Source organism: Tibeticola sediminis (assembly GCF_003843835.1).
GTDB lineage: Bacteria > Pseudomonadota > Gammaproteobacteria > Burkholderiales > Burkholderiaceae_C > Tibeticola > Tibeticola sediminis.
In genome coordinates, this window is sequence record NZ_RKQL01000001.1 from 857,741 (window position 1) to 883,833 (window position 26,093).

24 protein-coding genes are annotated in these 26,093 nt (G+C 66.8%); 8 read left to right on the forward strand and 16 right to left on the reverse strand.

Translation table 11 applies throughout. The features are described from left to right. Positions 1–70: 70 nt before the first annotated feature. Entirely contained in the window at positions 71–1,945 is a 1,875-nt protein-coding gene (locus EDC62_RS04010; RefSeq protein ID WP_124220665.1) for an ABCB family ABC transporter ATP-binding protein/permease, read from the reverse strand. A 46-nt stretch (positions 1,946–1,991) separates the two neighbouring features. On the opposite strand from EDC62_RS04010, the gene EDC62_RS04015 reads away from it, so the two are divergent. Then, positions 1,992–2,489, forward strand: a complete 498-nt coding sequence (locus EDC62_RS04015) for an acyl-CoA thioesterase (RefSeq protein WP_124220667.1) — start codon at positions 1,992–1,994, stop codon at positions 2,487–2,489. 92 nt (positions 2,490–2,581) lie between these two features. On the opposite strand, the gene EDC62_RS04020 is transcribed toward EDC62_RS04015, so the two are convergent. After that, positions 2,582–2,989, reverse strand: a complete 408-nt coding sequence (locus EDC62_RS04020) for an AtuA-related protein (protein ID WP_124220668.1) — start codon at positions 2,987–2,989, stop codon at positions 2,582–2,584. After that, a complete protein-coding gene (locus tag EDC62_RS04025) occupies positions 2,986–4,386 on the reverse strand; it encodes an acyclic terpene utilization AtuA family protein (RefSeq protein WP_124220669.1) in 1,401 nt (466 codons plus the stop codon). The genes EDC62_RS04020 and EDC62_RS04025 overlap by 4 nt, the downstream gene beginning before the upstream one ends. A gap of 117 nt (positions 4,387–4,503) precedes the next feature. Between EDC62_RS04025 and EDC62_RS04030 the strand changes: the two genes are divergently transcribed. From EDC62_RS04030 to EDC62_RS04055, 6 genes are all read left to right on the forward strand, one after another. Next, entirely contained in the window at positions 4,504–5,379 is an 876-nt protein-coding gene (locus EDC62_RS04030) for a branched-chain amino acid ABC transporter permease (protein ID WP_124220670.1), read from the forward strand. Positions 5,380–5,468: 89 nt separating this feature from the next. Beyond that, positions 5,469–6,545: a branched-chain amino acid ABC transporter permease gene (locus EDC62_RS04035; protein WP_124220671.1), complete on the forward strand. Its 1,077-nt coding sequence runs from the start codon at positions 5,469–5,471 to the stop codon at positions 6,543–6,545. Then, positions 6,542–7,390, forward strand: a complete 849-nt coding sequence (locus tag EDC62_RS04040; RefSeq protein WP_124220672.1) for an ABC transporter ATP-binding protein — start codon at positions 6,542–6,544, stop codon at positions 7,388–7,390. Before EDC62_RS04035 ends, EDC62_RS04040 begins: the two co-directional genes overlap by 4 nt. Beyond that, a complete protein-coding gene (locus tag EDC62_RS04045) occupies positions 7,387–8,175 on the forward strand; it encodes an ABC transporter ATP-binding protein (RefSeq protein ID WP_124220673.1) in 789 nt (262 codons plus the stop codon). Before EDC62_RS04040 ends, EDC62_RS04045 begins: the two co-directional genes overlap by 4 nt. 1 nt (position 8,176) lies before the next feature. Next, on the forward strand, positions 8,177–10,033 hold the full coding sequence (locus tag EDC62_RS04050) for an AMP-dependent synthetase/ligase (RefSeq protein ID WP_124220674.1): 1,857 nt from the start codon (positions 8,177–8,179) through the stop codon (positions 10,031–10,033). A gap of 42 nt (positions 10,034–10,075) precedes the next feature. Next, the gene (locus EDC62_RS04055; RefSeq protein ID WP_124220675.1) at positions 10,076–11,242 is read left to right on the forward strand and encodes an ABC transporter substrate-binding protein; all 1,167 of its coding nucleotides are present in this window, start codon (positions 10,076–10,078) and stop codon (positions 11,240–11,242) included. A gap of 66 nt (positions 11,243–11,308) precedes the next feature. Here EDC62_RS04055 and EDC62_RS04060 read toward each other — a convergent pair whose 3' ends face one another. Beyond that, positions 11,309–11,809, reverse strand: a complete 501-nt coding sequence (locus EDC62_RS04060) for a thioesterase family protein (RefSeq protein ID WP_124220676.1) — start codon at positions 11,807–11,809, stop codon at positions 11,309–11,311. Positions 11,810–11,855: 46 nt separating this feature from the next. Here EDC62_RS04060 and EDC62_RS04065 point away from each other — a divergent pair, with 46 nt between their 5' ends. Then, positions 11,856–12,056, forward strand: a complete 201-nt coding sequence (locus EDC62_RS04065; RefSeq protein ID WP_124220677.1) for a hypothetical protein — start codon at positions 11,856–11,858, stop codon at positions 12,054–12,056. Positions 12,057–12,077: 21 nt separating this feature from the next. On the opposite strand, the gene EDC62_RS04070 is transcribed toward EDC62_RS04065, so the two are convergent. The 12 genes from EDC62_RS04070 to EDC62_RS04120 all read right to left on the reverse strand — a co-directional run bounded on the left by EDC62_RS04070 (position 12,078) and on the right by EDC62_RS04120 (position 26,074). Continuing rightward, complete coding sequence (locus tag EDC62_RS04070; RefSeq protein WP_124220678.1) at positions 12,078–13,481, reverse strand: cytochrome P450; 1,404 nt, start codon at positions 13,479–13,481, stop codon at positions 12,078–12,080. Between the two features lie 2 nt (positions 13,482–13,483). Beyond that, the gene (locus EDC62_RS12960; protein WP_211330906.1) at positions 13,484–13,675 is read right to left on the reverse strand and encodes a hypothetical protein; all 192 of its coding nucleotides are present in this window, start codon (positions 13,673–13,675) and stop codon (positions 13,484–13,486) included. A gap of 17 nt (positions 13,676–13,692) precedes the next feature. Beyond that, entirely contained in the window at positions 13,693–15,663 is a 1,971-nt protein-coding gene (locus EDC62_RS04075) for an acetyl/propionyl/methylcrotonyl-CoA carboxylase subunit alpha (protein WP_124220679.1), read from the reverse strand. After that, positions 15,660–16,490, reverse strand: a complete 831-nt coding sequence (locus EDC62_RS04080) for an enoyl-CoA hydratase/isomerase family protein (RefSeq protein ID WP_124220680.1) — start codon at positions 16,488–16,490, stop codon at positions 15,660–15,662. Before EDC62_RS04080 ends, EDC62_RS04075 begins: the two co-directional genes overlap by 4 nt. A gap of 14 nt (positions 16,491–16,504) precedes the next feature. Then, positions 16,505–16,693, reverse strand: a complete 189-nt coding sequence (locus tag EDC62_RS04085; protein ID WP_124220682.1) for a hypothetical protein — start codon at positions 16,691–16,693, stop codon at positions 16,505–16,507. Between the two features lie 40 nt (positions 16,694–16,733). Further along, entirely contained in the window at positions 16,734–17,912 is a 1,179-nt protein-coding gene (locus tag EDC62_RS04090) for an acyl-CoA dehydrogenase family protein (RefSeq protein WP_124220684.1), read from the reverse strand. Positions 17,913–17,946: 34 nt separating this feature from the next. Beyond that, positions 17,947–19,506 (reverse strand): acyl-CoA carboxylase subunit beta, encoded by a 1,560-nt coding sequence (locus tag EDC62_RS04095; RefSeq protein ID WP_124221150.1) that lies wholly within the window; start codon positions 19,504–19,506, stop codon positions 17,947–17,949. Positions 19,507–19,565: 59 nt separating this feature from the next. Continuing rightward, on the reverse strand, positions 19,566–20,489 hold the full coding sequence (locus EDC62_RS04100) for an SDR family oxidoreductase (protein ID WP_425469942.1): 924 nt from the start codon (positions 20,487–20,489) through the stop codon (positions 19,566–19,568). A gap of 127 nt (positions 20,490–20,616) precedes the next feature. Beyond that, positions 20,617–21,348 carry a TetR/AcrR family transcriptional regulator gene (locus EDC62_RS04105; protein WP_124220689.1) on the reverse strand — a complete coding sequence of 244 codons (732 nt, stop codon included), beginning with the start codon at positions 21,346–21,348 and terminating at the stop codon, positions 20,617–20,619. Positions 21,349–21,426: 78 nt separating this feature from the next. Then, positions 21,427–22,191 (reverse strand): enoyl-CoA hydratase, encoded by a 765-nt coding sequence (locus EDC62_RS04110; protein WP_124220692.1) that lies wholly within the window; start codon positions 22,189–22,191, stop codon positions 21,427–21,429. A 34-nt stretch (positions 22,192–22,225) separates the two neighbouring features. Continuing rightward, positions 22,226–23,434 (reverse strand): acetyl-CoA C-acyltransferase, encoded by a 1,209-nt coding sequence (locus EDC62_RS04115; protein WP_124220695.1) that lies wholly within the window; start codon positions 23,432–23,434, stop codon positions 22,226–22,228. 183 nt (positions 23,435–23,617) lie between these two features. Then, positions 23,618–26,074 (reverse strand): 3-hydroxyacyl-CoA dehydrogenase/enoyl-CoA hydratase family protein, encoded by a 2,457-nt coding sequence (locus tag EDC62_RS04120; protein ID WP_124220697.1) that lies wholly within the window; start codon positions 26,072–26,074, stop codon positions 23,618–23,620. Positions 26,075–26,093: the final 19 nt, after the last annotated feature.

A 26,093-nucleotide genomic window follows, 5' to 3' on the forward strand; every position in this document is an offset into this window, starting at 1 on the left:
CGCAGCCGGGGTGCGCGACGCGCGAGGGACTTGTTCAGCGTTGCCCAAGGCCGCCGTTGCGCCGCACGCCTCAGGTCGAGATTTCCGATGACTGCGGCGTATACCCGGTGTCAATCGGTGCTTCGTTGCTCTCATTTTTGACAGCGCCGCCGCTTTGCTGCAGCGCCCACATGTGGGCGTAATGGCCGCCCTGGCGCAGCAGGCTCGCGTGGTCACCGCGTTCGACGATGCGCCCACGCTGCATCACCAGGATTTCATGCGCATCGACCACGGTCGAAAGCCGGTGCGCGATGACCAGCGTCGTTTTGCCGCGCGCGGTGGCCGCGAGTTCAGCCTGGATCGCGCGCTCATTGGCCGAATCGAGCGCGCTCGTCGCCTCGTCGAAGATCAAGATCGGCGGGTTCTTGAGCAGCGTGCGCGCAATGGCCACGCGCTGCTTTTCGCCGCCGGAGAGCTTGAGGCCACGCTCACCGACGATGGTCTCGTAGCCGCGGGGCAGTGAAACGATGAAGTCGTGGATGTGCGCCGCGCGCGCGGCCGCTTCCACCTCGGCCTGGCTGGCACCCGGGCGGCCGTAGGCGATGTTGTAGGCGATCGTGTCATTGAACAGAACCGTGTCCTGCGGCACGATCCCGATGGCCTGTCGCAGGCTGGCTTGCGTCACCTGGCGGATGTCGCATCCGTCGATGCGGATGGCGCCGCCTTGCACGTCATAAAAGCGGTAGAGCAGCCGTGCAAGCGTCGATTTCCCCGAGCCCGACGGCCCCACCACGGCCACCGTCCGGCCGGCCGGGATTTCGAAGTCCACATCGAACAACACGACCCGTTCGGGGTCATAGCCGAAGCGCACATGCTCGAAACGCACCGTCGGCGGCCCCGACAAGACGAGCGGCACCGCGCCGGGGGCATCGGCGACCTCGCGTTCCCGGTCGATGAGCGCAAACAGCCGGTCGAGGTCCGTGAGGCTCTGCTTGATCTCCCGATAAATCACGCCGAGAAAATTCAGCGGGATGTAGAGCTGAATCATGAACGCATTGACCATCACGAGGTCGCCGAGCGTCAGCCGCCCACTGGCAACGCCCTCGGTGGCGCGCCAGAGCATGGCCACGAGGCCCGCTGCGATGATGAGTTGCTGCCCGGCATTGAGCAGCGACAGCGAGGTTTGCGCCTTGAGCTTGGCGCGACGCAGGCGCTGCAGGCTTTCGTCGTAGCGTTGCGCCTCGAACGCCTCGTTGTTGAAGTACTTGACCGTCTCGTAGTTGAGCAGTGAATCCACCGCACGCGTGTGCGCGGCCGAATCGAACTCGTTGGCCTGCCGCCGAAATTTCGTTCGCCACTCGGTCACGCCCACCGTGTAGGCGACATAGGCCACGAGCGCCGATAGCGTGATCCAGACAAAGGCCGAATCGAAGCGCGTGCCCAGCACCATCAGCACCAGCGACACCTCGAGCAGCGTCGCCGCGATGTTGAAGAGCGCGAACGAAACCAATGACTCGATCGCGCGCACCCCGCGCTCGATGTCCCGCGTCATGCCACCGGTCTGGCGCTCGAGGTGAAAGCGCAGCGACAGCGCATGCAGATGCTCGAAGGTCTGCAGCGCGATCGCCCGCGCGGCGCCAAACGTGGCCTTGGAAAACACCAGCTCGCGCAGCTCGTTGAAGATCGTGGTCGACAGCCGCAGCAGTCCATAGGCCAGGATCAGGCCCAAGGGCACGACCAGGGCCGCACGCGCCGCATCGGGCTGCGGCGTCATCGCATCGACGAGTTGCTTGAGCAAAACCGGCACCCCGACGTTGGCCAGCTTGGCCAGCAGCATGAACAGCAGCGCACCGACGACGCGCCCCCGGTATTGCCACAGGTAAGGAAAGAGCCGGCGCAGCGTGCGCCAGTCGGAGGCACGGCGCTGCTGCGCGTCAGGCACGGGGGAAACATCAAAACGCCGCATGGGGGGATCAGAGACAATTCGAAGCCATTGAACCCAGATTGTGCCCATGAGCTCCCTACCCCCTGAATCGCACCCGCCCGCACTGGGGCCGATCCCTGCCAACACCCGCGCGGTCGACGCGCCCAAGGTCGACCTGCCGGCCGACAAGGAACTCGTCCTCAAAGTCGTCCCCATGCCCAAGGACTGCAACGCCAACGGCGACATCTTCGGCGGCTGGGTGATGGCGCAGGTCGACATTGCCGGCTCCATCCTCGCCGCCCGCTACGTGCGCGGCCGCATGGCGACCGTGGCCGTCAACCAGTTTGTCTTCAAGCAGCCGGTCCGGGTCGGCGACATCCTCTCGTTCGTCGGTGGTGTCATGCGCATCGGCAACACCTCGATCACGATCGATGTCCAGGTCTATGCCGAGCGCTACGACACGCAAGGCCAGTACATCAAAGTGACCGAAGCCGCCCTCACCTACGTCGCCATCGACGCCCAAGGCCGCCCGCGGCCGATCCCGCGCGAAACACGACCCAACGCGGCCTCAGGCAACGCTGAATAAGTTCCTGTGTGGCGCGCGAGGGACTTGTTCAGCATTGCCCTAAGACGCCCGGCAGCAGGAATGCGCAGCACGCGCGGAACGGGTTCAGCCGCTCAGGGCCACCAGCCCACGAGCGGCGCGGCGAGGGCTGCGTCGCGCTCCTCGGCGCTGACCTCGATCTCCATCCGCAGCAGCGCGCCGGCCATGGCCTTGCCGAGGTTGTCGATGCGCAGATTGCGGGCGGCGCCCCCCTGCAGCGCCCCACGCAGCACGATCTTGAGCGCGAGCAGATTCGGCAGAGCCCAAAGCGAAACCGCATCGGCCTGCGCGCCGCCGAGCCAGGGCGCGAAATGGGCACGCACGCGCTCGGCGGTGACTTCGCGCGCCAGCAGCGCGTAGCCGTCCGCATTCCAGGCAAACAAGCCGAAATCGACCCAGTCTGCCTTGTCGCCGCTGCGCGCATGGGCCAGTTGCACGAGCGGCACACGCACGAGGCGGCTTTCGGCGGTGTCGTGATTCATGGGGCGTCTCCGAGACATTCGATGCGCACGCCGGGCTCCACCGCGGCGCGTTCGATCAGGGTGGGCCAGATTCCCAGCAACTCGCTCACGTTGTGCAGACCGTTGAAGCCGCAGGTGTAGGCCGGGCCGCTGAGCGCCAGCCACGGGAACAGCCGCCCAAAACCCTCGGCCGCCGCCCGGTCCTGCGTGCGCAGCACCATGCGCGTCCACACTTCGTTGAGCGCGTCGAGCGCTGCGGGCGCGGGCCGCGGCGAGAGTGCTCCGTGCGCCGAATCGAGCCCTGGATGCTCCACGAACAGCTCGTCATGGGGCACGCGCTGCTCGGCAAGCAAAGTACGGATCATGCGCACGGCCGCCTGAGCCTTCGCCCAGGCATCGGGCCAGGCGAACCCCCAGGTCACTTCGGCCTTGTAGCCGTCCTGGAAGCCGCCAACGACCTTGAGGGAGTCACCCGGCGGCGCACCCCGCGCGCCGCGCATGCGCACCCGATCCTCGCCCTCGTCGTGCAAAACGATTGCGCCCAGGTCGAGCACGACGTCGGGCGAGCGGTAGGCATGCGGGTCGTGCACCTCATAGAGCAGTTGCTGGCGCACGGTATCGAAGTTCACCCGTCCGCCCGTGCCGGGCGGCTTGGTGAGCAGCGCGCTGCCGTCCTCGGCGACCTCGGCAACCGGATAGCCGATGTGCGCCAGATCCGGAATCTGCTGCCATCGCCCCTGCGCGCCAAAATTGCCGCCGCTGCCCTGACCTGAGCATTCCAGCCAGTGACCGACGGCCAGCCCCTGGGCCAGGCGGTCGAGTGCTTCAACAGTCTGTGCGCCCTCGAGCGACCAGCCGAGCGCGTGCACCAGCGGACCGAGCGTCAGCGCCGCATCCGCCACCCGACCGGTGATGACGATGTCGGCCCCCAGCGCCAGCGCATCGACGATGGGCCGCGCGCCCAAATACGCATTGGCAAATACCAGCCGCTCGCGCACGCGCGCCACCGGCTCTCCGCTCAGCAGATGCGCGTAGTCCTGGTCCGACTGCGCGTCCTGCAGCAGCGGCAGCACATCGTCACCGACCACGATTGCCACGCGTGCTCGCCAGCCTTTGCGCTCGAAGGCCTGGAGCACCGCCAGCGCCGCACCGCGCGGATGCAGGCCGCCGGCGTTGCAGACCAGGCGCACGCCGTGCGCCCGCATCGCCGGCCAAAGCCGCAGCAGCATGGGCACCAGGTCGCGCGCATAGCCAAGCGCCGGGTCGCGCTGCCGGTCTTTTTGCAGGATGGCCAGCGTCAACTCGGCGAGGTGGTCGCTCGCGATGAACTGCACACCCGCGCGCTCGATGCTCGCCAGCACCGGCTGCGGGTTGTCGCCGTAGAAACCGAGACCGGCCCCGATACGCACAGATTTCATGTTGGACTCCATGGTGCTGGCACCTGCGCGACTGTCCACGCGGGACAACCCTAGCGTCAGTCTCGCGCAAGACAGCTATAAAACGCAGCAGTCCCACCCCCCAAGGAGATCCCCCGCGTGCAAGTGCTGCAATTGCTCATCAGCGGTATCGCCCAAGGCTGTATTTACGGCCTCATCGCCCTGGGGTTCGTGCTGATCTACAAGGCGACCGAGACGGTGAGCTTCGCGCAGGGCGACTTGATGATGGTGGGCGCGTTCGGCGGGTTGCTCACCATGACCGCCCTGGGCTTCCCGTTCTGGCTGTCGGTGCTGGCTTCGGTGCTCGGCATGGCGCTCTTCGGCGTGGTGCTCGAGCGCTTGGTCATCCGGCCCATCCTCGGGCAGCCGGCGTTTTCCATCGTGATGCTCACCATCGGCATCGGCTACGTGCTGCGCGGGGTGGTCACGATGATCCCGGGCATCGGCACCGACACCCACACGTTGCCCGTGCCTTATGCGGGCCAGACGCTCCGCGCGGGCGCGCTGGTGATCTCGGCCGAGCAAGCCGTGGTGATCGTCGTTACCGCCGCGCTCTGCGCGCTGCTCTACGCAATGTTTCGCTACACCAAGCTGGGCATTGCCATGCAGGCGGCGTCGCAAAACCAGCTGGCCGCCTACTACATGGGCATCCCGGTCCAGCGGATCAACGGCCTGGTGTGGGGTCTGGCCGCCGGGGTCGCGGCTCTGGCGGGCCTGCTGCTCGCGCCGATCACCTTCGTCCACGCCAACATGGGCTTCATCGGCCTCAAGGCTTTCCCTGCAGCCGTGGTGGGGGGCTTTGGCAGCCTGCCTGGCGCCATCGTGGGCGGCCTGGTGATCGGCGTGGTCGAGGCGCTCGCGGGCTTCTATCTGCCCGAAGGCTTCAAAGACATCGCGCCGTATCTGGCGGTGCTGCTGATGCTCATGTTCAAACCCAACGGGCTGTTCGGCGAAAAACTGCGCAAGAAAGTCTGACCCTCATGCCGCTCGCCTGCCCTCTTTCCTGGTTTTCACCGTCCCGTCACGGGACACCCGCGCCGACGGACCGGCATCGCGGAGGCTGAATGCGCTTCATCTTCAAAACCAGCTACGAACAGGACATCCGCCTGGCCAAGCATGGTGGCCATGTGTTCTGGTACGGGTTGCTCGGGGTGCTGTTGCTGACGGCACCTTGGCTGTTTCCCGAGTATTGGCTGGCACAGCTCACCTTCGTGCTGATCTATGGCTTGGTCGGTCTGGGGCTGATGCTGCTCGCGGGCTACACGGGCCTGTTCTCGCTCGGGCATGCGGCGTTTCTGGGCGTGGGCGCGTATACCCAGGCGGTCCTGGTCAATGCCGGCTGGCCGTTTCCGCTCGCGCTGCTGAGCGCGACGCTGCTCGCCGCCGCCGTAGGCGTGGTCGTCGGGCTGCCCGCGCTGCGTGTGCGCGGCATCTACCTCGGCATGGCCACACTGGCCTTTGGCTTCATCGTCGAGGAAGGCCTAGCCCGCTGGGAGAGCGTCACCGGGGGCAACAAAGGCCTCGCCGTCGAGCCGCCCCGCATCGGCGGTTGGACGCTCGACTCCACCGTCACTTTCTACTTCTTGTGCCTGCTGATCACGGTGGCGGTGACGCTCGCCGTGCTCAACCTGCTGCGCTCGCCGACGGGGCGGGCCTTCGTGGCCATCCGGGATTCAGAAATCTCCGCGCAGAGCATGGGCATCCACTTGGCGCGCTACAAAACCCTCTCCTTCGCGCTGTCGGCCGCGCTCGCCGGTCTGGGCGGTGCACTTTATGCGCACAAGCTGCAATTCCTCTCGCCCGACCAGTTTTCCATCATTCAGTCGATCGACCTCTTGCTGTTGGTGGTCATCGGCGGGCTCGGCTCGGTACACGGTGCGTTCCTCGGCGCCATTTTCCTCATCGTCATGCCCCAGTTGATCGCGCTCGGCAAAGATGTGCTGCCCGAGGCCATCGGCCAGTCCACCGGGCTGCAGGGCTTGGTGTATGGACTGGTGCTGATCGGCTTCGTGCTGCTCGAGCCCATGGGCTTGTACGGCCGCTGGCTGAAGATCCGTACCTGGTTCCAACTGTTTCCCTTCTACCGTCGCGGCATGTTCAAGCGGCAGAAGTCGTTCCAGAAATCGGACCGCCTCAAATGAGCCATATCCAGCCTCAGAGCACCGAAGTCCTGCTCAGCGCGCGCGCGCTCAGCGTGCGCTTCGGCGGCGTGCTGGCCGTCAACAACGTGAGCTTCGATGTTCGCCGCGGCGAAGTGTTCACGCTGATCGGCCCCAACGGCGCGGGCAAGACCACGGTGTTCAACCTGATCAGCCGCATTTACGACCCGACCAGCGGGCATATCGACTACCTCGGCCCGCACGGAACCCTGCGCCTGACGGACCAGCAGCCGCACCGCATCGCCAGCCTCGGCATCGCGCGAACCTTCCAGAACATCGAGCTGTTCGAACATGCCACCGTCTTGCAGAACCTGTTGATCGGCCGGCATGTGCACCGCCGCACCGCGCTTTGGCAAGACCTGCTGTTCACCCGCCGAACTCGCGCGGCGGAGATCGAATCGCGCGAGAAGGTCGAGCGCGTGATCGACTTCCTGGATCTGCAGCACCACCGCGACTCGATGGTCGCCGGGCTGCCCTACGGCGTGCGCAAGGTCGTGGAGCTCGCCCGCGCGCTGTGCACCGAGCCGCGCCTGCTGCTGCTCGACGAGCCCTCATCGGGCCTGAACACCGAGGAAACCGAAGACATGGCGTTCTGGATTTCCGACATCAAGAACGACCTGGGCATCACGGTGCTCATGGTCGAGCACGACATGAGCCTGGTGTCGAAAGTCTCCGACCGGGTGCTGGCGATGAGCATGGGTGCCGAACTCGCCACCGGCACGCCCGCCCAGGTGCAGTCCGACCCGAAGGTCATCGAAGCGTATCTGGGCACGGTCGACGATGTCTCGAGCCTACGGCGACCCCAAGCGCTGGAGGTGCGCCCATGACCGGCGTGACTCCCGAGCCCCCGGTGCTGCGCTTGCTCAACGTCGAGAGCGCGTATGGCCCGATCCGCGCGATTCGCGGGGTGAGCCTGCAGGTGCAACGCGGTGAAATCGCCACCGTTCTGGGCAGTAACGGCGCGGGCAAGACCACCATCCTCAAGACCATCAGCGGCATCCTCGACCCACGCAAGGGAAGCGTGGAATTCAAGGGCGAGGACATCACCGCGCGCGACCCCGCTGAGATCGTGCAGCGCGGACTGGTGCATGTGCCCGAGGGGCGTGAGGTCTTTCCGCTGCTGTCCGTGCGCGACAACCTGCTCATGGGCGCCTACACCCGCCGCGACCGCGACGCCGTCGCGCGCGACCTGGAAATGGTCTATGCCTATTTTCCGATCCTGCGCGAACGCGCGCAGCAGGATGCCGGCCTGCTCTCGGGCGGCCAGCAGCAGATGCTGGCCATCTCGCGGGCGCTGATGGCCGAGCCGGAGCTGATCCTGCTCGACGAGCCGAGCCTCGGCCTGTCGCCCAAGCTGACCAAGGAAATCTTCGAGATCATCGTGCGCATCAACCGTGAACGTGGCACGACCATCCTGCTGGTCGAGCAAAACGCCAACATGGCGCTCAATGCCGCCGACTATGGCTATGTGCTCGAGAACGGACGCATCGTGATGGAAGACCGTTGTGACCGGCTGCGCGAGAAGGAGGACATCAAGGAGTTCTATCTCGGCATGAAGGAGGCGGGCGTGCGCGCCGATCGCCGCTGGAAAAAGAAGAAGACGTGGAGATGACATGAGCAATCTCTGGGACCTCTCCGCCATCCAACCCAAGACCGAGGTCGTCCTCGAGGGCGACACCCTGGCCTCGATGTTCTGGAATGCCGTCGAGCGGCGCGGCCCCCAGGTTTGGCTGCGCCAAAAAGACCTCGGCATCTGGCGCAGTTGGACCTGGACCGAGGTCGGGCAGGCGGTGCGCGAGATCGGGCATGGATTGCTGGCGCTCGGTTTCAACCCGCGCGAGACCGCGTCCATCCTCTCGAACACCAACCTCGAATGGGTGTTGTGCGACCTCGCCGTGCTCAGCGCCCATGGCGTCGCCAACGGCATTTACCCCACCGACGCCGCCGAGCAGGTGCACTATCTCTGTGCCGACTCGGCCAGCACCGTGCTGTTCGTCGAGAACGACGAACAGCTCGACAAGGCGCTGCAGGTGCGCGATCGGCTGCCGCGGCTGCGCAAAATCATCGTTTTCGACATGGAAGGCCTGCGCGACTTCGACGATCCGCAGGTCATGAGCCTCGATGCGCTGCGCGCGCTGGGCCGTGCGCATGCCGACACCCACCCGGGTGCGCTCGAGGAACGCGTCGCCGCGGTGCGTCCCGAAGACCTGGCGATCCTGGTCTACACCTCGGGCACGACCGGCAAACCCAAAGGGGCCATGCATGCGCACCGCGGCCTCGTCTACACGGTTCGCGGCTACAACACGCTCATCGCCCGTGACGAAAGCGACGAGTGCATGTGCTTTCTTCCGCTGTGCCACATTGCCGAGCGCGTGGGGGGCGAATACTTCTCGCTCTACACCGGCGCCAAGCTCAACTTCGTCGAGAACCCCGAAACCGTCCCGGAAAACGTGCGCGAGATCCAGCCGACGGTCTTCACCGCCGTGCCCCGGGTCTGGGAAAAGTTCTACTCGGGCGTGATGATCGCCCTGAAGGAATCGACGCCGCTGCAGCAAGCGGCCTATGCCTGGGCGATCGGGGTGGGCCACCGGGTGGCCGAGCATGTGCTCCAAGGCCAGCCGGTTCCCTCCCTGCTGAAGCTGCAGTTCTCCATCGCTCGCGCGATGGTGCTCAACAACGTGCGCCGCTTCATCGGCATCAACCGCGCGCGCTTTCTCGTCACCGGCGCAGCGCCGATTTCGCCCGATCTGGTGCGCTGGTATCTGGCATTGGGCGTGCCCATGCTCGAAGTCTGGGGGATGACCGAGACTTGTGGCGCCTCCACCGGTGTTCCCGCGCAGCGCATCAAGCCCGGCAGCATCGGACCGGCGGCGAGCTACAACGAGGTGCGACTCGACCCGCAGACGGGAGAAATCCTCGTGCGTGGGCCCAATGTGTTCATGGGCTACCTGAACCTGCCCGAGAAGACGGCCGAGACCATCGACGCCGAGGGCTGGCTGCACACCGGTGACGTGGGGGTGGTCGATGAGGAAGGGTATTTCCGCATCACCGACCGGATGAAAGACATCATCATCACCGCCGGGGGCAAGAACATCACGCCCAGCGAAATCGAAAACGAACTGAAGTTCTCGCCCTACATCACCGATGCGGTGGTCATCGGTGACCAGCGGCCCTACCTCACCGCGATCATCATGATCGACCAGGACAACGTGGAGAAGTTCGCCCAGGATCACGACGTACCGTTCTCGAACTACGCGAGCCTGACCCGTGCGCCCGAAGTCCAGCAACTGATCCAGGACGTGATCGACCAGGTCAACCGCAAATTCGCCCGCGTGGAGCAGATCAAGAAATTCTGGTTGCTCGACACCCAACTCAGCGCCGAAGATGAAGAACTCACGCCGACGATGAAACTCAAACGCAAGCTCGTGCAGACCAAATACGCGGCGCAGATCGAGGCCATGTACCGTTGAACCTGCGGCCATTTCGGCCCCACCCCTGAAGGAGACGCACCCATGAAACGCAGACTCACCCTGATCACCGCCGGCCTGCTGCTGGCCTCGGGCTCTGCCCTCGCCCAAAGCCAGGGCGTGAGCAAGGACGAAATCGTCATCGGCACGATTCAGGACTTGTCCGGCCCGCTGGCCGGCTTTGGCAAGCAAATCCGCCTCGGCATGATGCTACGCGTGGACGAGGCCAACGAACAAGGCGGCGTCAACGGCCGCAGGCTCAAACTGCTGATCGAAGACGATGGCTACGATCCCAAGCGCTCGGTGCTCGCGGCGCAAAAGCTCGTTAACCAAGACAAGATCTTCGCGATGGTCGCGCACCTGGGCACGGCACAGAACATGGCCGCCATGCCGGTGCAGTTCCAGAAGAACGTGATCAACTTTTTCCCGGTTACGGCCGCCCGCGAAATGTACGAGCCCTTCCACCGGCTGAAGTACTCGTTCGCTGCGCCCTATTACGACCAGATGAAGCTGGCGCTGCCCAAGCTGGTCAAGGAAAAGGGCGCGAAGAAGGTCTGCACGATGTACCAGGACGATGAGTTCGGCCTCGAGGTCTTCCGCGGTGCCGAAGAGGGCTTGAAGTCCATCGGCATGCAGTTTGCCGAAGTCACGACCTTCAAGCGCGGCGCGACCGACTTCTCGTCGCAGATGCAAAAGCTGGCCTCCGCGCAGTGCGACTTCGTCGTGCTCGGCACCATCATCCGCGAAACCATCGGCGGCATCGCCACCGCACGGCGGCTCAACTTCAACCCGACCTTCCTCGGCTCGAGCGCGGCCTACACGGACTTGATTCACAAGCTCGGTGGCCCCGCGATGAACGGCCTGTACGCGACCATGACCGTGCAGAACCCCTACCTCGACGAAGCCTCGCAACCGATCCGTTTCTGGGCTAACAAATACAAGACCAAGTTCAACGAAGACCCAACCGTCTTTTCGATCTATGGCTACAACGCGGTCGATGCGTTCATCCGGGCCGCGACCAAAGCGGGGCCGAACCTCACGACCGACAGCTTCATCAAAGCCATGGACACCATGGTCATCCCGAGCGACATCTTTGGCAGCCCGGAAATGACCTTCGGGCCGCAGAAACGCCTGGGCAGCAACGCCAGCCGTCTCTCCCAGATCCAGGACGGTCGCTGGAAAGTGGTGTCGGACTACTTCAAGGCGAGTTGAGCCGTTTCACCCCTGTAGCCATGGGCGGCGCACCGTGAGGGCGCCGCCCTTTTCCTTTCCTTCGGCTCAGGAAACGATGTACGCCGCTGCAGCGCTGGAGAGCAGCTTGCCGTCTTCGCCGCGAAATTCCATGCGCGTCGTGGCCACGCGCGAACCCAGACGCAGCACCTCGGCCTCCAGGAGGAAGCCGTCACCAATGCCTGGCCGCAGGTAGTCGACGCGCAGGTCGATGGTGCCGAGCTTGGCAAATCGGTGCAGCCGCTGGGCCGGCGGTTCGTCCATGTGGCGCGCCCCGATCGCCGCCATGCAGGCGAGCCCGCCCATGGCGTCGAGCGCGGCGCTGATGACGCCGCCGTGCAGCCGGTTGTAGCTGAAGTGCCCGATGAGCTCGGGCCGCATCTTGATGCGTGCGCGCACACGCTCGGGCCGCAGCTCCGTGACCTGCAGGCCGAGCACCCGGTTGAAGACGATGCGCTCTTCGAAAATGGTTTTGAGCCCCTCGATGAATTCGGGCTCGAAGGCCGCGGGTCGCGGCGGCTCGATCGGCTTGGTGTTGCGTGTCGTCATGGGGTGATTGTGACCCTAAATCCGGCAGTTGACCGCTTCTCGCTGAATGCAAGGTGTTGTTGTCTCATTGGTTTTGCTGCGGAGGCGGTTCACCGCTCGGGTGAGCGCTGCGCACCCGGTCGAGCCACCCTCGGGCCCGGGGGCGGCGTTGCAAATCCTCGCCATGGCCAGCGCCATGGCTGCGGTTTGCGCCTTGCCCGCGCGCCCGATGACGGCCCGCCCGGGCGCGCCCAACTGCCGGATTTAGGGTGACTTGCGGTGAGGGCGTTCACGCTCGCGGCTGCACGCGCACCCGAAAACCTGCGGGTTTGAGGGTGAGGGTCTCGACGATGCGCAGCGGGGCGTCCGGTTCGGCTTCGATCTCGAAATGGGCGAGCATCAGGGCCAGGGCGATCTTGGCTTCCATCATCGCGAACTGCCGACCGATGCACGCGCGCGAGCCATTGCCGAAGGGTCGATAGGCGTGCGGCGCAATGGCGGCTCGGCGCTCGGGCGAGAAACGCTCGGGGTCGAATCGCTCGGGCTCGTCCCAGACGGCCGGATCGCGGTGCAGGGCGGGCAGCAGCACCGTGATGCGCCGGTTCTTCCGCACCGGCCAGCGGCCGGCCAGCTGGACGTCCTCGTACGGAGCCACCTGAAACGCGGGGGCGGTCGGCCAAAGCCTGAGGGTTTCCTCGAGCACCTGCTCGATGTAGACCAGCCGCTCGAGGTCTGCATAGTCGGGCACTTCACGGCCCGCCAACACGGTGTCGGCTTCGGCACGGGCGCGCGCGAGCACCTCGGGGTTCCGCAGCAAGGCATGCAGCGCGAAGGAGAGCAAACCGCTCGTCGTCTCGTGTCCGGCGATGAGAAAGGTGATGACCTGGTAACGAATGTTCTCGTCGCTCAGGCGCGCGCCGGTCTTGGGATCCTGGCCCTCGAGCATCAGCGCGAGCAGGTCGCGCACGGGCGAAGGCTGGGCGCGGCGCTGGCGGATCACCTCGTCCACGACGGCGTGCAGATAGGCAATGTCGCGCTGGAAACGCCGCCGCGCCCGCCAGCGCCACCAACGCGCGGCACGCGGCTGGGCGGTCCGACGCATCGCCTCCGAGAGAACGCGCACCATCGCGGCGACGAAGGGGTGCGGTGCCTCCCGGCCAAAGGAATCAAAGCGGTAGTCGAAACCGGCCAGGGCAATCGTGTCGAGCGTGAGCCGCGTCATTTGGTCGGACACGTCGAGCCACTGCCCGCGGCTGCACCGCCCATGCGCGAGCAGCTGCGATGCCACCTCGATCATCGGTGCGTGATAGGCCTGGCGCGCGCGCTGCCCGAAGGCGGGCACGAGGATGCGGTGTGCGAGCGTCCAGTTGGGCTCGTCGCCCTCGGCCGTGAAGAGGCCGTCGCCGGCGAGCGCGCGCAGGCTCGACAGCGGTGGGCCCATGGTCTTGCGAAAGCGACGCTCGTCGAGCACCTCTTCCACGAGGCGGGCGGAGAACACGAAGGGCACGCGGTAGCCCGCGAAGTCGATTTCGAAAATGCCCTCGGGGTAGCCTCGGGCGAGTTCGGTGAAGTACTGCGTGAGTCGCCCGCTTGGCAGCTGCGGCAAATGGCCCAGCAGCGGCCAGCGCGGGGGCATCGGCAGCCGCTCGGCCGGTGCAGCCGAGCCAGCGTTCGAGCGAACGGACATCCCCATCGTCAACGCTCGATCTGGCTCGACGCCAGCGCTTTCATGATCGGCGCGACACCGCTTCCGAACCACGGCACCTGGTTCTCACAACCATAGGACGACGCCGGCAGCGGCCGTCGGACTCGACCCCAGGCTCGACCGTGGATGCGCATGCGCTTTTCGATGGCAATCCAGATGGTGATTGTCGCTACATTTTCCATAGCTGCTGACGACCGTTTCATGCCGGGGAACCCGCGAAAATCACCAAAATCTGCCCCGGCTGCACCTGCTGGCCGGCTTCCACGGTCACGCGCTCGATGACGGCGTCGGCCGGGGCCACGAGCGGGTGCTCGATCTTCATACTCTCGATGGTCACCACGGCTGCGCCGCGCGCCACCCGCTCCCCCGCACGCGCGGCCAGCGCGACGACCCGACCGTTGAACGGCGCGCGCAACTCGCGAGCGGCAGCGCCCGCGTCGGCCCGGGCCGGCGGCTCATGGCTGAGGTTTTCCAGCTCGAACGCTTCATGACCCCATTGCAGCGCGACCCGCCGCGCGTCGAGCCGCACGAACCACAGCGGCCGGCCGAGATCGCCCACCGTGAGCCAGCGCGCGCCGCGCGGGCCCCAGGGCCCGATCTGCACGCTGAGACTCCGAGCGCCTGCCTGCCAATCGGCCCAACCCGCTCCCCGCTCGGATAGCACCCCTTCGATCACCAAATCCGCGACGCGCCACCGCTGGGGCCGAGGGTAGGGCGACGCCAGGGCCTCGGCCGCCGACCGCCCGTCGAGCGCGGCAGCGGCCGCCGCCGCCTGCATAGCCTCGGGCTCGGCGCAGCATTGGGCGCGCAGCGCCTCGGCCTGCTCGGCGAGGAAAGGAATCCTTGCCTCACCGGCGCGAAACACCGGGTGGCGCAGGCAGGCCGCGAGGAAAGCCCGATTGCTGGTCAGGCCGAGCAGCACCGTGTCGTCGAGCGCGCGGGCGAGCCGGTCGATGGCCTCATCACGCGTCGGCGCGTGCGCAATCCATTTGCCCAGCATGGGGTCGTAGTGCGCGCTGACGCTCAGGCCTTCATCGATCGCGTGGTCCAGGCGCAGACCGTCGTCCGCATTCGGTGCGACAAAGCATTGCACGCGACCGGTCTGCGGCAAGAAATGGGCATCCTCCGCGCACAGACGCACCTCGATCGCGTGCCCGTCAAAGCGGATCTGTTCCTGCGTGCAGGGCAGCGGCTCGCCGCGGGCCACACGCAGCTGCCATTCGACGAGGTCGATGCCGGTGCGCAGCTCGGTCACCGGATGCTCCACCTGCAGCCGCGTATTCATCTCCATGAAATAAAAACCCGCACCGCCCTCCTCGCCTGGCGGCGCGGATTCGTCGAGCAAAAACTCCGCCGTGCCCGCGCCCACATAGCCGGCGGCCCGCGCCAGCGCCACTGCGCAGCGCCCGAGTTCAGCGCGCAAGGCGGGCGTCACCGCCGGGCTGGGCGACTCCTCGATGAGTTTTTGGTGCCGTCGCTGCACCGAACAGTCGCGCTCGCCCAGGTGCACACAGGCGCCGTGCGCGTCGGCAAAGATCTGCACCTCCACATGGCGGGGCCGGCGCAGGCCGCGCTCGAGCAGCAACTCGCCGCAGCCGAAAGCCGCCTGTGCCTCCGAGCGCGCGCGCCGCAGCGCCTCGGGCAACGCCGCGGCGTCCTCCACCCAGCGCATGCCGCGCCCGCCGCCACCGGCAGCCGCCTTGACCATCAAGGGGTATCCGATCCGTTCGGCCTGAGCAAGCAAGGTCGACTCGCTTTGGTCGGCACCGAAATACGCGGGCAACACCGGCACGCCCAGCTGCAACGCCAGGGCCTTGGCAGAGGACTTGCTCGCGAGCGCCCGCATGGCCTGCGGCGGCGGCCCGACCCAGATCAAGCCGGCCGCGCGCACGGCCTCGGCGAATTCGGCGTTTTCGCTGAGAAAACCATAGCCCGGATGCACCGCGTCGGCACCGCTCACGCGCGCAGCGGCGATCAGCTGGCCGATGTCGAGATAGGTCTGCGCGGCCGTCTGCCCACCGAGCGCCACGGCCTGGTCGGCTTCGCGCACATGCAGCGCACCGCGGTCGACCTCGGAATACACCGCCACCGTCGCAAGCCCCATGCGGCGGGCCGTACGCAGCACGCGCCGCGCGATCTCACCACGGTTGGCAACGAGCAGGCACTTCAAGGCGCGTCTCCATCGTGGCGCTGGGAAGCCTCCCGGGGCTCGGCCCAAGGCGATGCAGCGCGGCGGGCGAACGCGCGCAGGCCCGCAGCCGCCTCCGGCCCGCGCAGCGCTGCGGCGAAGGCACGCGCCGCCTCGTCACGCAGGTCGGGCAGCGGCGCAGACAGCCGCGCGAGCAGCCGCTTGGTGACCGCCACCGCGCCGGGGGCGGCCGCGCGCGCCTCGCCAATCGCCTCGGCCACGGAGGCATCGAGCGCCCCATCGGGCACGATCTGATCCACGAGGCCCAGGGCCTGCGCCTCGGATGCCGACCAACGACGGCCTGACAGCAGGCACAGGCGCGCGCCACGGTCGCCGAGCCGACGCCAGACATAGGGCGCGATTTGCGCCGGCGGCAGCCCCAGGGTCACTTCGGGCGCGGCAAACACCGAGCGCGCCGTCGCGAGCACCCGGTCCGCGCAGCAGACGAGCCCGAGCCCGCCGCCCACGGCCGGACCATCGACCGCCACCAGCAGCTGCTGCGGCAAGCTGCTCAACGCATGCAGCACGTCGCCAAAGCCGCGATTGAGCGCGACGAGCGGATCGTCTTCCCCCTCGGCCAAGGGCTGGCCGATGAGGTGGGCGAACTGGCCCAGGCTGCCGCCCGAGCAAAACGCGCCGTCCGAGCCCGCAAGCACGACGAGGCGCAAAGCCGCATCGGCCTGGGCGCGCAACGCGGCCTCGTAGAGCGCGAGCACCATCGCATCGCTGAGCGCGTTGCGTGAAGCCGGATCGTGCAGCGTCCAGCGCTCCACGTCGCCTTGTCGTTCGATCTGCAGGCAGGTGTGCATCGCGAGGTCTCAGCCTAAATCCGGCAGTTGGGCGCGCCTGGGCGGGTCGTCATCGGGCGCGCGGGCAAGGCGCAAACCACAGCCATGGCGCTGGCAATGGCGAGGATTTGCAACGCCGCCCCCGCGCTCGAGGGCGACTCGAACGGGTGCGCAGCGCTCATCCAAACGGTGAAGGGCCTGCGCACCGAAAATTGCTGAAACATCAACATCTTGCGTTTCACGAGAAGCGGTCAACTGCCGGTTTTAGGCTCGGTGATCGGGCCGCTGGGCGATGCCCATGATTTTCGAGAGGATGCCGAGCATCACCTCATCGGCACCGCCGCCGATCGACGCCAGCCGCCCGTCGCGGAACATGCGCGAGACGCGGTTGTCCCAGGTGTAGCCCATGCCGCCCCAGAACTGCAAACAGGTGTCGGGCACGAGGCGGTTGAGCCGGCCGGCCTTGAGCTTGGCCATGGTGGCCCATTCGGTCACGTCCTGACCGGCGACATAGTGCTCACACGCCAGGTAGGTCAGCGCCCGCAGGCTCTCGACCTCGGTCTTGAGTTCGGCGAGCTTGAACTGCACCCACTGCTGGTCAGCAATCGTCGCGCCGAAAATCTCGCGTCCCTGCGCGTAGTCGATGGTCCACTGGATGCAGAGGTTGAGGCTTTCGATGCAGCTCGCTGCCGCCCACAAGCGCTCCTCTTGAAACTGCTGCATCTGGTAGAGGAAGCCCGCGCCCTCTTCGCCGATGCGGTAGCGCTGCGGCACGCGCACCTCGTCGAAGAACAGCAAACCCGTGTCACTGCTGTTCATGCCGATCTTGCGGATTTTTTGTCCGACCTCGAAGCCTTTGACCGGCTTGCCGTTCTCCCGCAGCGGCACCATGATGAGGCTCTTGTTCCGGTGCGCCGGTCCGTCGCTGGTGTTGGCCAGCATGCACATCCAGTCGGCCTGCAAGCTGTTGGTGATCCACATTTTCTGGCCGGTGATGACGTAGTCGTCGCCATCCTTGCGCGCATAGGTGCGAATGGCCGATACATCGCTGCCCGCGCCGGGCTCGCTCACGCCGATGCAGCCGACCATGTCGCCTGCGATGGCCGGGGCCAGGAACTGCGCGCGCAGTTCGTCGCTGCCGTGGCGCGCCAGCGCCGGCGTGCACATGTCGGTCTGCACACCGATGGCCATGGGAATGCCGCCGCAATGGATGTGGCCGAGCGTCTCGGCCATCGCCACGCTGTACGAGTAATCGAGCCCCATGCCGCCGTAGGCCTCGGGCTTGGTGAGGCCGAGCAAGCCCAGGCGGCCGAGCCCTTTGAACACCTCATGCGCGGGGAACATCTCCGCCGCTTCCCATTCGTCCACATACGGGTTGATCTGCTCGTCGATGTAGCGCTTGAGCGTCTTTTGGATCTCTCGATGCTCGTGGGTGAACTGCATGTCGGGGCTCCTCGGGGATGGGGTCTCGTTGGGTCTACATGCGCGCGACGCCAAACTGCACGGGGTGCGGCGTCCGCCGCTCGGCCTCGCGCACCGTGTCGAGGCAGAACCGAAGCACGGCGCGCGTGTCGCGCGGGTCGATCACACCGTCGTCGAGCACGAGGCCACTGGTGTAGAACGCATCGGCTTGCGCTTCGAAATTGCGCTCGATCGCTTGCGACTGCGCCTGGAGCTGCGCTCGAACCTCGGTCGCGTCGATCGCCAGGCCTTTGCGCGCGAGCCCGGCCTCGGCCACGATCTGCATCGTCCGGGCGGCCTGCTCCCCGCCCATCACCGCGGTGCGCGCATGGGGCCAGGAAAAGAGGAAGCGGGGCGCAAAGCCTCGGCCACACATGCCGTAGTTACCGGCCCCAAAGCTCGCGCCACACTGGACGGTGATCTGGGGCACCGTGGCCAGCGTCACCGCCTGGATCATCTTGCTGCCGTGTTTGATCATCCCGCTTTGCTCGCTGTCGCGGCCGACCATGTAGCCCGTGGTGTTCTGCAGGTAAATGATCGGTGCCCCGAGTTGGCACATCCACTGGATGAAATGGGTGGCCTTGTTGGCACCGGGCACGTCGATCGGGCCGTTGTTCGTGACGATGCCCACCGGATGCGTGCCGATGGCTGCTTGCAGGCAGACCGTACCCGGCCCAAAGAGCGGCTTGAACTCGAGAAACGCCGAGCCGTCGACGATGCGCGCCACGATCTCGCGCATGTCCACCGGCTCTCGATGGTGCTGCGGCATGAGGCCGAGCAGGTCCTCGGCCGCATAAATCGGCTCGGGTGCGGCGACCGGCTCTGGCGCCTGCCAGCCGGTACGCGCGACGATCTCGCGCGCGAGGCCCAGCGCGTGACGGTCGTCTTCGGCGAGCGCTTCGCCGAGACCCGAGACGGCAGTGTGCATCTCCGCGCCGCCCAGTTCCTCTTCAGTGGCGATTTCACCGGTTGCCGCCTTGAGCAAAGGCGGACCCGCCAAGAAGGCGCGCGAGCGGCCCCGCACCATGATGACGACGTCCGACAGCCCCGGCATGTAGGCGCCACCGGCCGTGCCCGATCCGTGCTGCACGGTGATCACGGGCACGCCCGCCGCCGACAGGCGCGCGAGGTTGCGAAACAGCCCGCCGCCCAGCACGAAGCCCTCGACCTGATATTTCATAAGGTTTGCGCCCGCGCTTTCGACGAGGTGCACGAAGGGCAGGCGGTTCTGCAGCGCGATTTCCTGTACGCGCAGGATCTTCTCCAGACCGCGCGGCTGGATCGCCCCCGCGTCGATACCCGAGTCGCTGGCCACGACCATGCAGCGCACGCCGGCCACGAAGCCGATTCCGGCCAACAGCCCACCCCCCGGCACAGAGCGCTCGGGATCCGCCTGGTCTTGCAGGTAACCCGCGAGGGTGCACAAGGGCAGGAACGGCCGCCCCGGGTCGAGCAGCAGCCCCACGCGCTCGCGCGGCAGCAACTGTCCCCGGCGGTGGAACACGGGAGCGGCCTGGGCCGACACGGCGGCGGCACGGGCTTCGAGCGCGCGCAGCCGTTCGATGCGCGCACGCATCGCGGCGGCCCGCGCCTGCGCGGCCGGATCGGTGGGGTCGAAAGCGCTCACGTAGGGCGTCACTCGAAAACCTTCGGCGGTTCATGGCGATGGAAGCCCGCGTAGGGCCGCACCGCCGCACGCTGCTGCACCTCAGGGGACGCGGCCAGCGCGCCCCAACCCAGCCGCACCTGCGGCCGCGCCCCGTCCACGCGCAGCACGCTTCCGCTGATGAAGCTGGCCGCGGGCGAGAGCAAGAACACGATCGCGGCCGACACCTCGGCCTCGGTGCCAAAGCGCCCGAGCGGCACGGTCGCAGGCATCGACCGCAGCATCGGCGCGGCCTCCTCGGGATAGTGGTCCATGCCGCTCGAAGCGATGTAGCCAGGGGCGACCGCGTTGACACGCACGCCACTCGCCGCCCATTCGACGGCTGCAGTCTCGGTGAAGCTCACCATGCCCATGCGGGCCGCACCGCTGTGACCCATGCCCGGCATCGAGCCCCACATGTCCGCGACGATGTTGACGATCGCACCGCCGTGCGCCTTCATGCTTTGTCGATAACATTCGCGCGCAACGAGGAATCCGCCCGTGAGGTTGGTGTCGAGCACCGCACGCCAGCCTTTGGCGCTGATCGTCTCGAGCGCCGCGATGTACTGCCCGCCCGCATTGTTCACGAGCGCATCGACCCGACCGTGCGCGGCAAGGACCGAGCCAACCATCGCCGTCACCGCCGCCTCGTCACGGATGTCGCAAGGCTGCGCCGTGGCACGGCCGCCGTCTTCGGCGATCTCTTCAGCCACACGCTCGAGCTTGCCCGGATCACGGCCGACCAGCACCACCATCGCGCCGAGATGCGCCAATTCATGCGCGGTGCAGCGCCCGATGCCCGAGCCGCCACCGGTCACAATCACGACCCGGCCTTCGAACAGGCCATCGCGGAACACGGAACGGTACCGGGCGGGTTTAGGCAACGCTGAAGAAGTCCCCCGCGCGTCGCTCATCCCAGCTGCGGGCGGTCTGCTTCGTTGCAAATCCTCGCCATAGCTTTGGATATGGCTGCGGTTTGCACCTCGCATCCCATCCCGCGGCCGGGCGAGCGCCATCACGGGAACTTGTTCAGCGTTGCCTTTATCGCTCATCCAATGGCTCCTGCAAGAACAGATCCAGCGCCGCCTCGGTGAGCTCATCGAGCGAGGCGCGGCCGGCGGGATCGAACCATTGCACGGCCCAGTTGAGGGCACCGAAGATCATGAGCCGCGCAAGGCTCGGATCGCCGCGCAGCATCCGCGCGGCAAACAGCGCCTGCAGCACCGGGACCCAGACCGCCTCATACTCGCGCCGCAGCGCGTTGACCGCCAGGCGCTGCTGCGGCGAGAGCGAGCGCCATTCGTAGAGCATCACTGGGATGAAGTCGCTCTCGGGGCCGAGCAGCACCTCCAGATGGTTGCGCACCAGTGCGCGCAGCGTCTGCCGCGGCGTCGGCTCGGCATGAACGCTGGCTGCAGCCGCGAGCGCCGCCGCCTGTGCCGCCAGCGCGCGCTGCATGCCTTCGAGCATCACGGCGCCCAAGAGGGCCTGCTTGCTCTCGAAGTGATAGAACGGAGAGCCCGACTGCATGCCCGCTGCCGCCGCAATGTCGCGCGTCGAGGTGGCGGCAAAACCCTGCAGCCGAAACAGCCGAGCGGCCGAGCGCAACAGCGCCTGGCGCCGGTTGCCGTCGTCGCGTTCCTCGGGCCGTTTGCGTGGCCGGCCACGGCCGCGCGCCGCCGGCAAGGCCGGCGCATCCACACAGTCGGCTGGGCCACAAGCCTCGGCCTCAGCCGGGGCTTGGGTCGCCGTTGGGGTCTTCAAAATACGCATGCCGGCGCAGATTAGCAGCCGGCATGATTTTTGGCAAGCAATCGCTTTGTGAAAATACCCGGGTCCGCCGGGCCATGATCACAGTCGCGAAAAGTCAGGCAAGCGCCGTTCCATGAAGGCGGTGAAGGCTTCGCGTGCGGCGGGCTCCCGCAACATGCGCCCGAAGCTCGCAGCCTCTTCGGCCATCTGGCGCAAAACCGCTTCGGCCTGGGGCTTCTTCATGAGCCGCTTGGTCTCGATCAGCGAAGCCAGCGGCTTTGCGGCGAGTTTGCGTGCGACCGACTGCGCATAGGCATTGGCTTCCGAGGGCGGAACGACGCGGTTGACCAGCCCGACCTCGAGCGCGGCTTCGGCCATGAAGGGCTCGCCGAGCAACAGCGCCTCGGCGGCGCGGTGGTAACCCATCATCTGCGGCACCAGCAGACTCGAGGCCGCCTCCGGGCACAGGCCGAGATTCACGAAGGGCATCGAAAACGCAGCATTGTCGCCCGCGTAGACGAGGTCGCAATGGAACAGCAGCGTCGTGCCGATGCCAACGGCCGGCCCGCAGACCGCCGCCACCAGCGGCTTCGGAAAGCCCGCCAGCGCGCGCAGGAAGCGGAACACCGGCGCATCTTCCTTGGCGGGTGGTTGCTGCAGGAAGTCACCAATGTCGTTGCCGGCACTGAAAACGGTTTCATGGCCTTGAAAAACCACGACGCGCACGAGCGTGTCCGCGGCAGCGGCCTCGAGCGCGTCGGCCAACGTGGCATACATGGCCGCCGTGATCGAGTTCTTGCGTTCGAGCCGGTTGAAGGTCAGCGTGGTGATGCCGTCTTCGGTGTGGATCAGGATGTCGGTCATCGCAAAGTCTCCTCGGGTGCGCACTGGGGCACGCTCAGACGCGCTCGAAGATGCCGGCAGCCCCCTGCCCCATGCCCACGCACATCGTCACCATGCCGTAGCGCTTCTGGTGGCGGCGCAGCGCATGCACGACGGTGGCCGAGCGGATCGCGCCGGTGGCGCCGAGCGGGTGGCCGAGCGCGATGGCGCCGCCGATCGGGTTGACCTTGGCTGGGTCGAGCCCGAGCGTGTTGATGACCGCCAAGGACTGCGCGGCAAAGGCTTCGTTGAGCTCGATCCAGTCGAGGTCGTCTTGCTTGAGGCCGGCGCGCTTGAGCGCTGCGGGAATCGCCTCGATCGGCCCGATGCCCATGAGGTGCGGCGGCACGCCCACGGCAGCAAAGCTCACGAAGCGTGCCAGTGGCGTGAGGTTGAAACGCTTGATCGCGGCTTCGCTCGCGAGGATGAGCGCCCCCGCGCCATCGCTGGTTTGTGAGCTGTTGCCTGCGGTGACGGTGCCGCGCGCCGAGAAGGCCGGGCGCAGTTTGGCCAGGCTCTCGAGGCTGGTGTCGGGACGCGCGCCCTCGTCGAGCTCAACGGTGCGGGTGCGGGTAGCGACCTCGGCGGTTTCGAAGTTCACGCTGCGTTCGGTGATTTCGACCGGCGTGATTTCGTCGCTGAACTCACCGGCCTGCATGGCTGCGAGCGCGCGCTGGTGCGACTGCAGCGCGAACGCGTCCTGGGCTTCGCGGCTCACCTTCCACTGCTGCGCCACCTTCTCGGCGGTCAGGCCCATGCCGTAGGCGATGCCGTAGTCGTCGATGTTGTCGGTGTTCTTGAAGATGCTCGGCGACAGGCTCGGCGAGTTGCCCATCATCGGCACCATGCTCATGCTTTCGGTGCCGGCGGCAATCATCACGTCGGCTTCACCGACGCGAATACGGTCGGCGGCCATTTGCACGGCCGACAGGCCCGAGGCGCAGAAGCGGTTGACGGTGATGCCGCCCACGCTTTTGGGCAGCCCCGCGAGGATGGCGCCGACGCGCGCGACGTTGAGGCCCTGCTGGGCTTCGGGAATCGCGCAGCCGCAGATCACGTCTTCGATGGTCACGGGGTCCAGCCCCGGCACCTGCGCGACGGCGGCGCGCAGCACATGCGCGAGCAGGTCGTCGGGGCGGTAGTTGCGGAAGTAGCCACGCGCGGACTTGCCGATGGGCGTGCGGGTGGCGGCGACGATGTAGGCGTCTTGCAAGGGTTTCGTCATGATCGGGTTCCTTTGAAGGCTTCAGAGGCTGAGAGGGGATTGGGCGTGCCCGAGGGGGCGCCCCAAAGTGCGCCTGAGTAGGCGCAAAGCACAGCCGTAGCTCGGGCTACGGCGCGCATTTGCAACGCCCTCGGGCGTTCTTTGGGACGTCAAAGCGGGCACGACCGATTTCCTTTCAGCCGCTCAGTTGCGCACCGGCTTGCCGGTGGAGAGCATGCCCATGATGCGTTCCTGCGTCTTGGGGTGGGTCAGCAAGGCGCCGAACGCACGGCGCTCGAGCGTCATGAGGTATTCCTCACTCACGAGCGTGCCGGGGTCGACGTCGCCCCCCGTGAGCACGGTGGCGATGTGGTCGGCGATGTGGAAGTCGTGCTGGCTGATGAAGCCGCCGTCGCGCATGTTGACGAGCTGCCCGAGGATGGTCGCGCGCGCATCGCGCCCGGCCACCGGGAACAGCCGCTTGAGCGGCGGCCGCCAGCCACTCTCAGCCATGGCGCGCGCTTCGTTGAGTGCGACATGCAGCAGCTCGTCGCGGTGGGCGACGACGACATCGCTCTCGAGCAGATAGCCGAGCTTGCGCGACTCGAGCGCGCTGGTGCCGACCTTGGCCATCGCCGCCGCGGTGAATCCGTCGCTCAAGAACGGCAGCAGATCTTTTCCGGTCGACAGGCGGGCGTTTTCCGCCGCGCGACGGGCAATGTAGGTCAGACCGCCACCACCAGGGATCAGGCCCACGCCGACCTCGACGAGGCCGATGTAGCTCTCCATGTGCGCAACGCGCCGCGCGCAGTGCACGGCGAGTTCACAACCGCCGCCGAGCGCCAGCCCGCGCACGGCCGCCACCACCGGAACGTTGGCGTAGCGGATGCGCAGCATGATGCGCTGCAGTTCGGCCTCGGCTTCGTCGATCGCCGCGACGCCGCCCATGAGGAAGCCCGGCAGCATGGCCTGCAGGTCGGCACCGGCAGAGAACGGCTCGTCGGGCGACCAGATCACCAGGCCGCGGTAGTCGGCCTCGGCCCGCTCCACGGCTCCGGCCAGCCCCTCGATCACGTCGGGGCCGAGCGTGTGCATCTTCGAGCGCAGCGAAGCGATCAGCACATCACCGGCGACTTCGGGCAGCGTCCACAGCCGCAGGCCGTCGTTTTCGAACACGGTCTGGCCACTGCGCTCGGGGCGTGGCCCGCCTTCGCCCAGCAGCAGCTCGGGGAAGATTTGCCGACGGTAGACCGGCAGCGCCCGACGCGGCTCGAAGCGGCCGGTGCTGGGGTTCCACGAACCCGCCTCGGTGTGCACGCCGCCGGCTTCGGCGACCGGGCCGTGAAACACCCAGTCGGGCAGCGGCGCCTTGCACAGCGCGCGGCCCGCGTCGATGTCTTCTTGCACCATGCGCGCGACTTCGAGCCAGCCGGCTTCCTGCCAGAGTTCGAACGGGCCTTGCTTCATGCCAAAGCCCCAGCGCATCGCCTGGTCCACGTCCCGCGCGGTGTCGGCGATGGAGGCGAGGTGGATCGCCGCGTAGTGGAAGCTGTTGCGCAGAATCGCCCACAGGAAGCGGCCCTGCGGGCCTTCGGCGTTGCGCAGCAGCTTGAGCCGCTCGGCCGCGGGCTTCTTGAGCATGCGCTCGTACACCGGGTCGGCCTTGGCGCCCGCGGGGACGTAGTCGCCGCTGGCCAGGTCGAAGCGCAGCACGTCGCGGCCGACTTTTTTGTAGAAACCGGCTTTGGTTTTCTGGCCCAGGTGGCCGAGCTCGATGAGCTTGGCCAACACCGGCGGGGTGCCGAAGCTGCCGTAAAAGGGGTCCGTGTCGAGGCTGAGGTTGTCCTGCAGCGTCTTGATGACATGGGCCATCGTGTCCAGGCCCACCACGTCGGCCGTGCGGAAGGTGCCCGAGCTTGCGCGGCCGAGCTTCTTGCCGGTGAGGTCGTCGACGATGTCGAAGCTGAGGCCGAAGTTCTCCGCCTCCTTCATCGTGGAGAGCATGCCGGCGATGCCGATGCGGTTGGCGATGAAGTTGGGCGTGTCCTTGGCACGCACCACGCCCTTGCCCAGCGTGGTCGTGACGAAGGCTTCGAGATCGTCGAGGATGCCCGCCTGCGTCGAGGGCGTGGCGATCAGCTCGACGAGCTGCATGTAGCGCGGCGGGTTGAAGAAGTGAATGCCGCAAAACCGCGGACGGATCGACTCGGGCAAAGCCTCGGACAAGCGGGTGATCGACAGCCCCGAGGTATTGGAAGCCAGGATCGCATGCGGTGCGACGAAGGGTGCGATCTTGTGATAGAGGTCGGTCTTCCAGTCCATGCGCTCGGCAATGGCCTCGATGACGAGGTCGCACTCGCGCAGCCGCTCGAGGTGCTCTTCGTAGTTCGCAGGCTCGATGAGCATCGCATCCTCGGCCACGCCCAGCGGCGAAGGCTTGAGTTTTTTGAGGTTTTCGATCGCGCGCAGCGCAATGCCGCTCTTGGGGCCTGCGCCGCCGGGCCGCCCCAAGGCCGGCGCAGCAGGGAGCGTGGGGGCCTTCGGGTCGGGAAGGTCGAACAGGATGACCGGAACCTTGACGTTGACGAGGTGGGCGGCAATCTGCGCGCCCATCACGCCGGCGCCGAGCACGGCAACTTTTCGGACGTTGAATCGGGACATGGAATTTCCTGGGTGTTGA

Excerpts from the sequence above, each read along its gene's own strand:
- EDC62_RS04010 (WP_124220665.1), bottom strand. The coding sequence starts at position 1,945 with ATGCGGCGTTTTGATGTTTCCCCCGTGCCTGACGCGCAGCAGCGCCGT.
- EDC62_RS04015 (WP_124220667.1), top strand. The coding sequence starts at position 1,992 with ATGAGCTCCCTACCCCCTGAATCGCACCCGCCCGCACTGGGGCCGATC.
- EDC62_RS04020 (WP_124220668.1), bottom strand. The coding sequence starts at position 2,989 with ATGAATCACGACACCGCCGAAAGCCGCCTCGTGCGTGTGCCGCTCGTG.
- EDC62_RS04025 (WP_124220669.1), bottom strand. The coding sequence starts at position 4,386 with ATGAAATCTGTGCGTATCGGGGCCGGTCTCGGTTTCTACGGCGACAAC.
- EDC62_RS04035 (WP_124220671.1), top strand. The coding sequence starts at position 5,469 with ATGCGCTTCATCTTCAAAACCAGCTACGAACAGGACATCCGCCTGGCC.
- EDC62_RS04040 (WP_124220672.1), top strand. The coding sequence starts at position 6,542 with ATGAGCCATATCCAGCCTCAGAGCACCGAAGTCCTGCTCAGCGCGCGC.
- EDC62_RS04045 (WP_124220673.1), top strand. The coding sequence starts at position 7,387 with ATGACCGGCGTGACTCCCGAGCCCCCGGTGCTGCGCTTGCTCAACGTC.
- EDC62_RS04050 (WP_124220674.1), top strand. The coding sequence starts at position 8,177 with ATGAGCAATCTCTGGGACCTCTCCGCCATCCAACCCAAGACCGAGGTC.
- EDC62_RS04055 (WP_124220675.1), top strand. The coding sequence starts at position 10,076 with ATGAAACGCAGACTCACCCTGATCACCGCCGGCCTGCTGCTGGCCTCG.
- EDC62_RS04060 (WP_124220676.1), bottom strand. The coding sequence starts at position 11,809 with ATGACGACACGCAACACCAAGCCGATCGAGCCGCCGCGACCCGCGGCC.
- EDC62_RS04065 (WP_124220677.1), top strand. The coding sequence starts at position 11,856 with ATGCAAGGTGTTGTTGTCTCATTGGTTTTGCTGCGGAGGCGGTTCACC.
- EDC62_RS04070 (WP_124220678.1), bottom strand. The coding sequence starts at position 13,481 with ATGGGGATGTCCGTTCGCTCGAACGCTGGCTCGGCTGCACCGGCCGAG.
- EDC62_RS12960 (WP_211330906.1), bottom strand. The coding sequence starts at position 13,675 with ATGGAAAATGTAGCGACAATCACCATCTGGATTGCCATCGAAAAGCGC.
- EDC62_RS04080 (WP_124220680.1), bottom strand. The coding sequence starts at position 16,490 with ATGCACACCTGCCTGCAGATCGAACGACAAGGCGACGTGGAGCGCTGG.
- EDC62_RS04085 (WP_124220682.1), bottom strand. The coding sequence starts at position 16,693 with ATGTTTCAGCAATTTTCGGTGCGCAGGCCCTTCACCGTTTGGATGAGC.
- EDC62_RS04090 (WP_124220684.1), bottom strand. The coding sequence starts at position 17,912 with ATGCAGTTCACCCACGAGCATCGAGAGATCCAAAAGACGCTCAAGCGC.
- EDC62_RS04095 (WP_124221150.1), bottom strand. The coding sequence starts at position 19,506 with ATGCGTGCGCGCATCGAACGGCTGCGCGCGCTCGAAGCCCGTGCCGCC.
- EDC62_RS04100 (WP_425469942.1), bottom strand. The coding sequence starts at position 20,489 with ATGAGCGACGCGCGGGGGACTTCTTCAGCGTTGCCTAAACCCGCCCGG.
- EDC62_RS04105 (WP_124220689.1), bottom strand. The coding sequence starts at position 21,348 with ATGCGTATTTTGAAGACCCCAACGGCGACCCAAGCCCCGGCTGAGGCC.
- EDC62_RS04110 (WP_124220692.1), bottom strand. The coding sequence starts at position 22,191 with ATGACCGACATCCTGATCCACACCGAAGACGGCATCACCACGCTGACC.
- EDC62_RS04115 (WP_124220695.1), bottom strand. The coding sequence starts at position 23,434 with ATGACGAAACCCTTGCAAGACGCCTACATCGTCGCCGCCACCCGCACG.
- EDC62_RS04120 (WP_124220697.1), bottom strand. The coding sequence starts at position 26,074 with ATGTCCCGATTCAACGTCCGAAAAGTTGCCGTGCTCGGCGCCGGCGTG.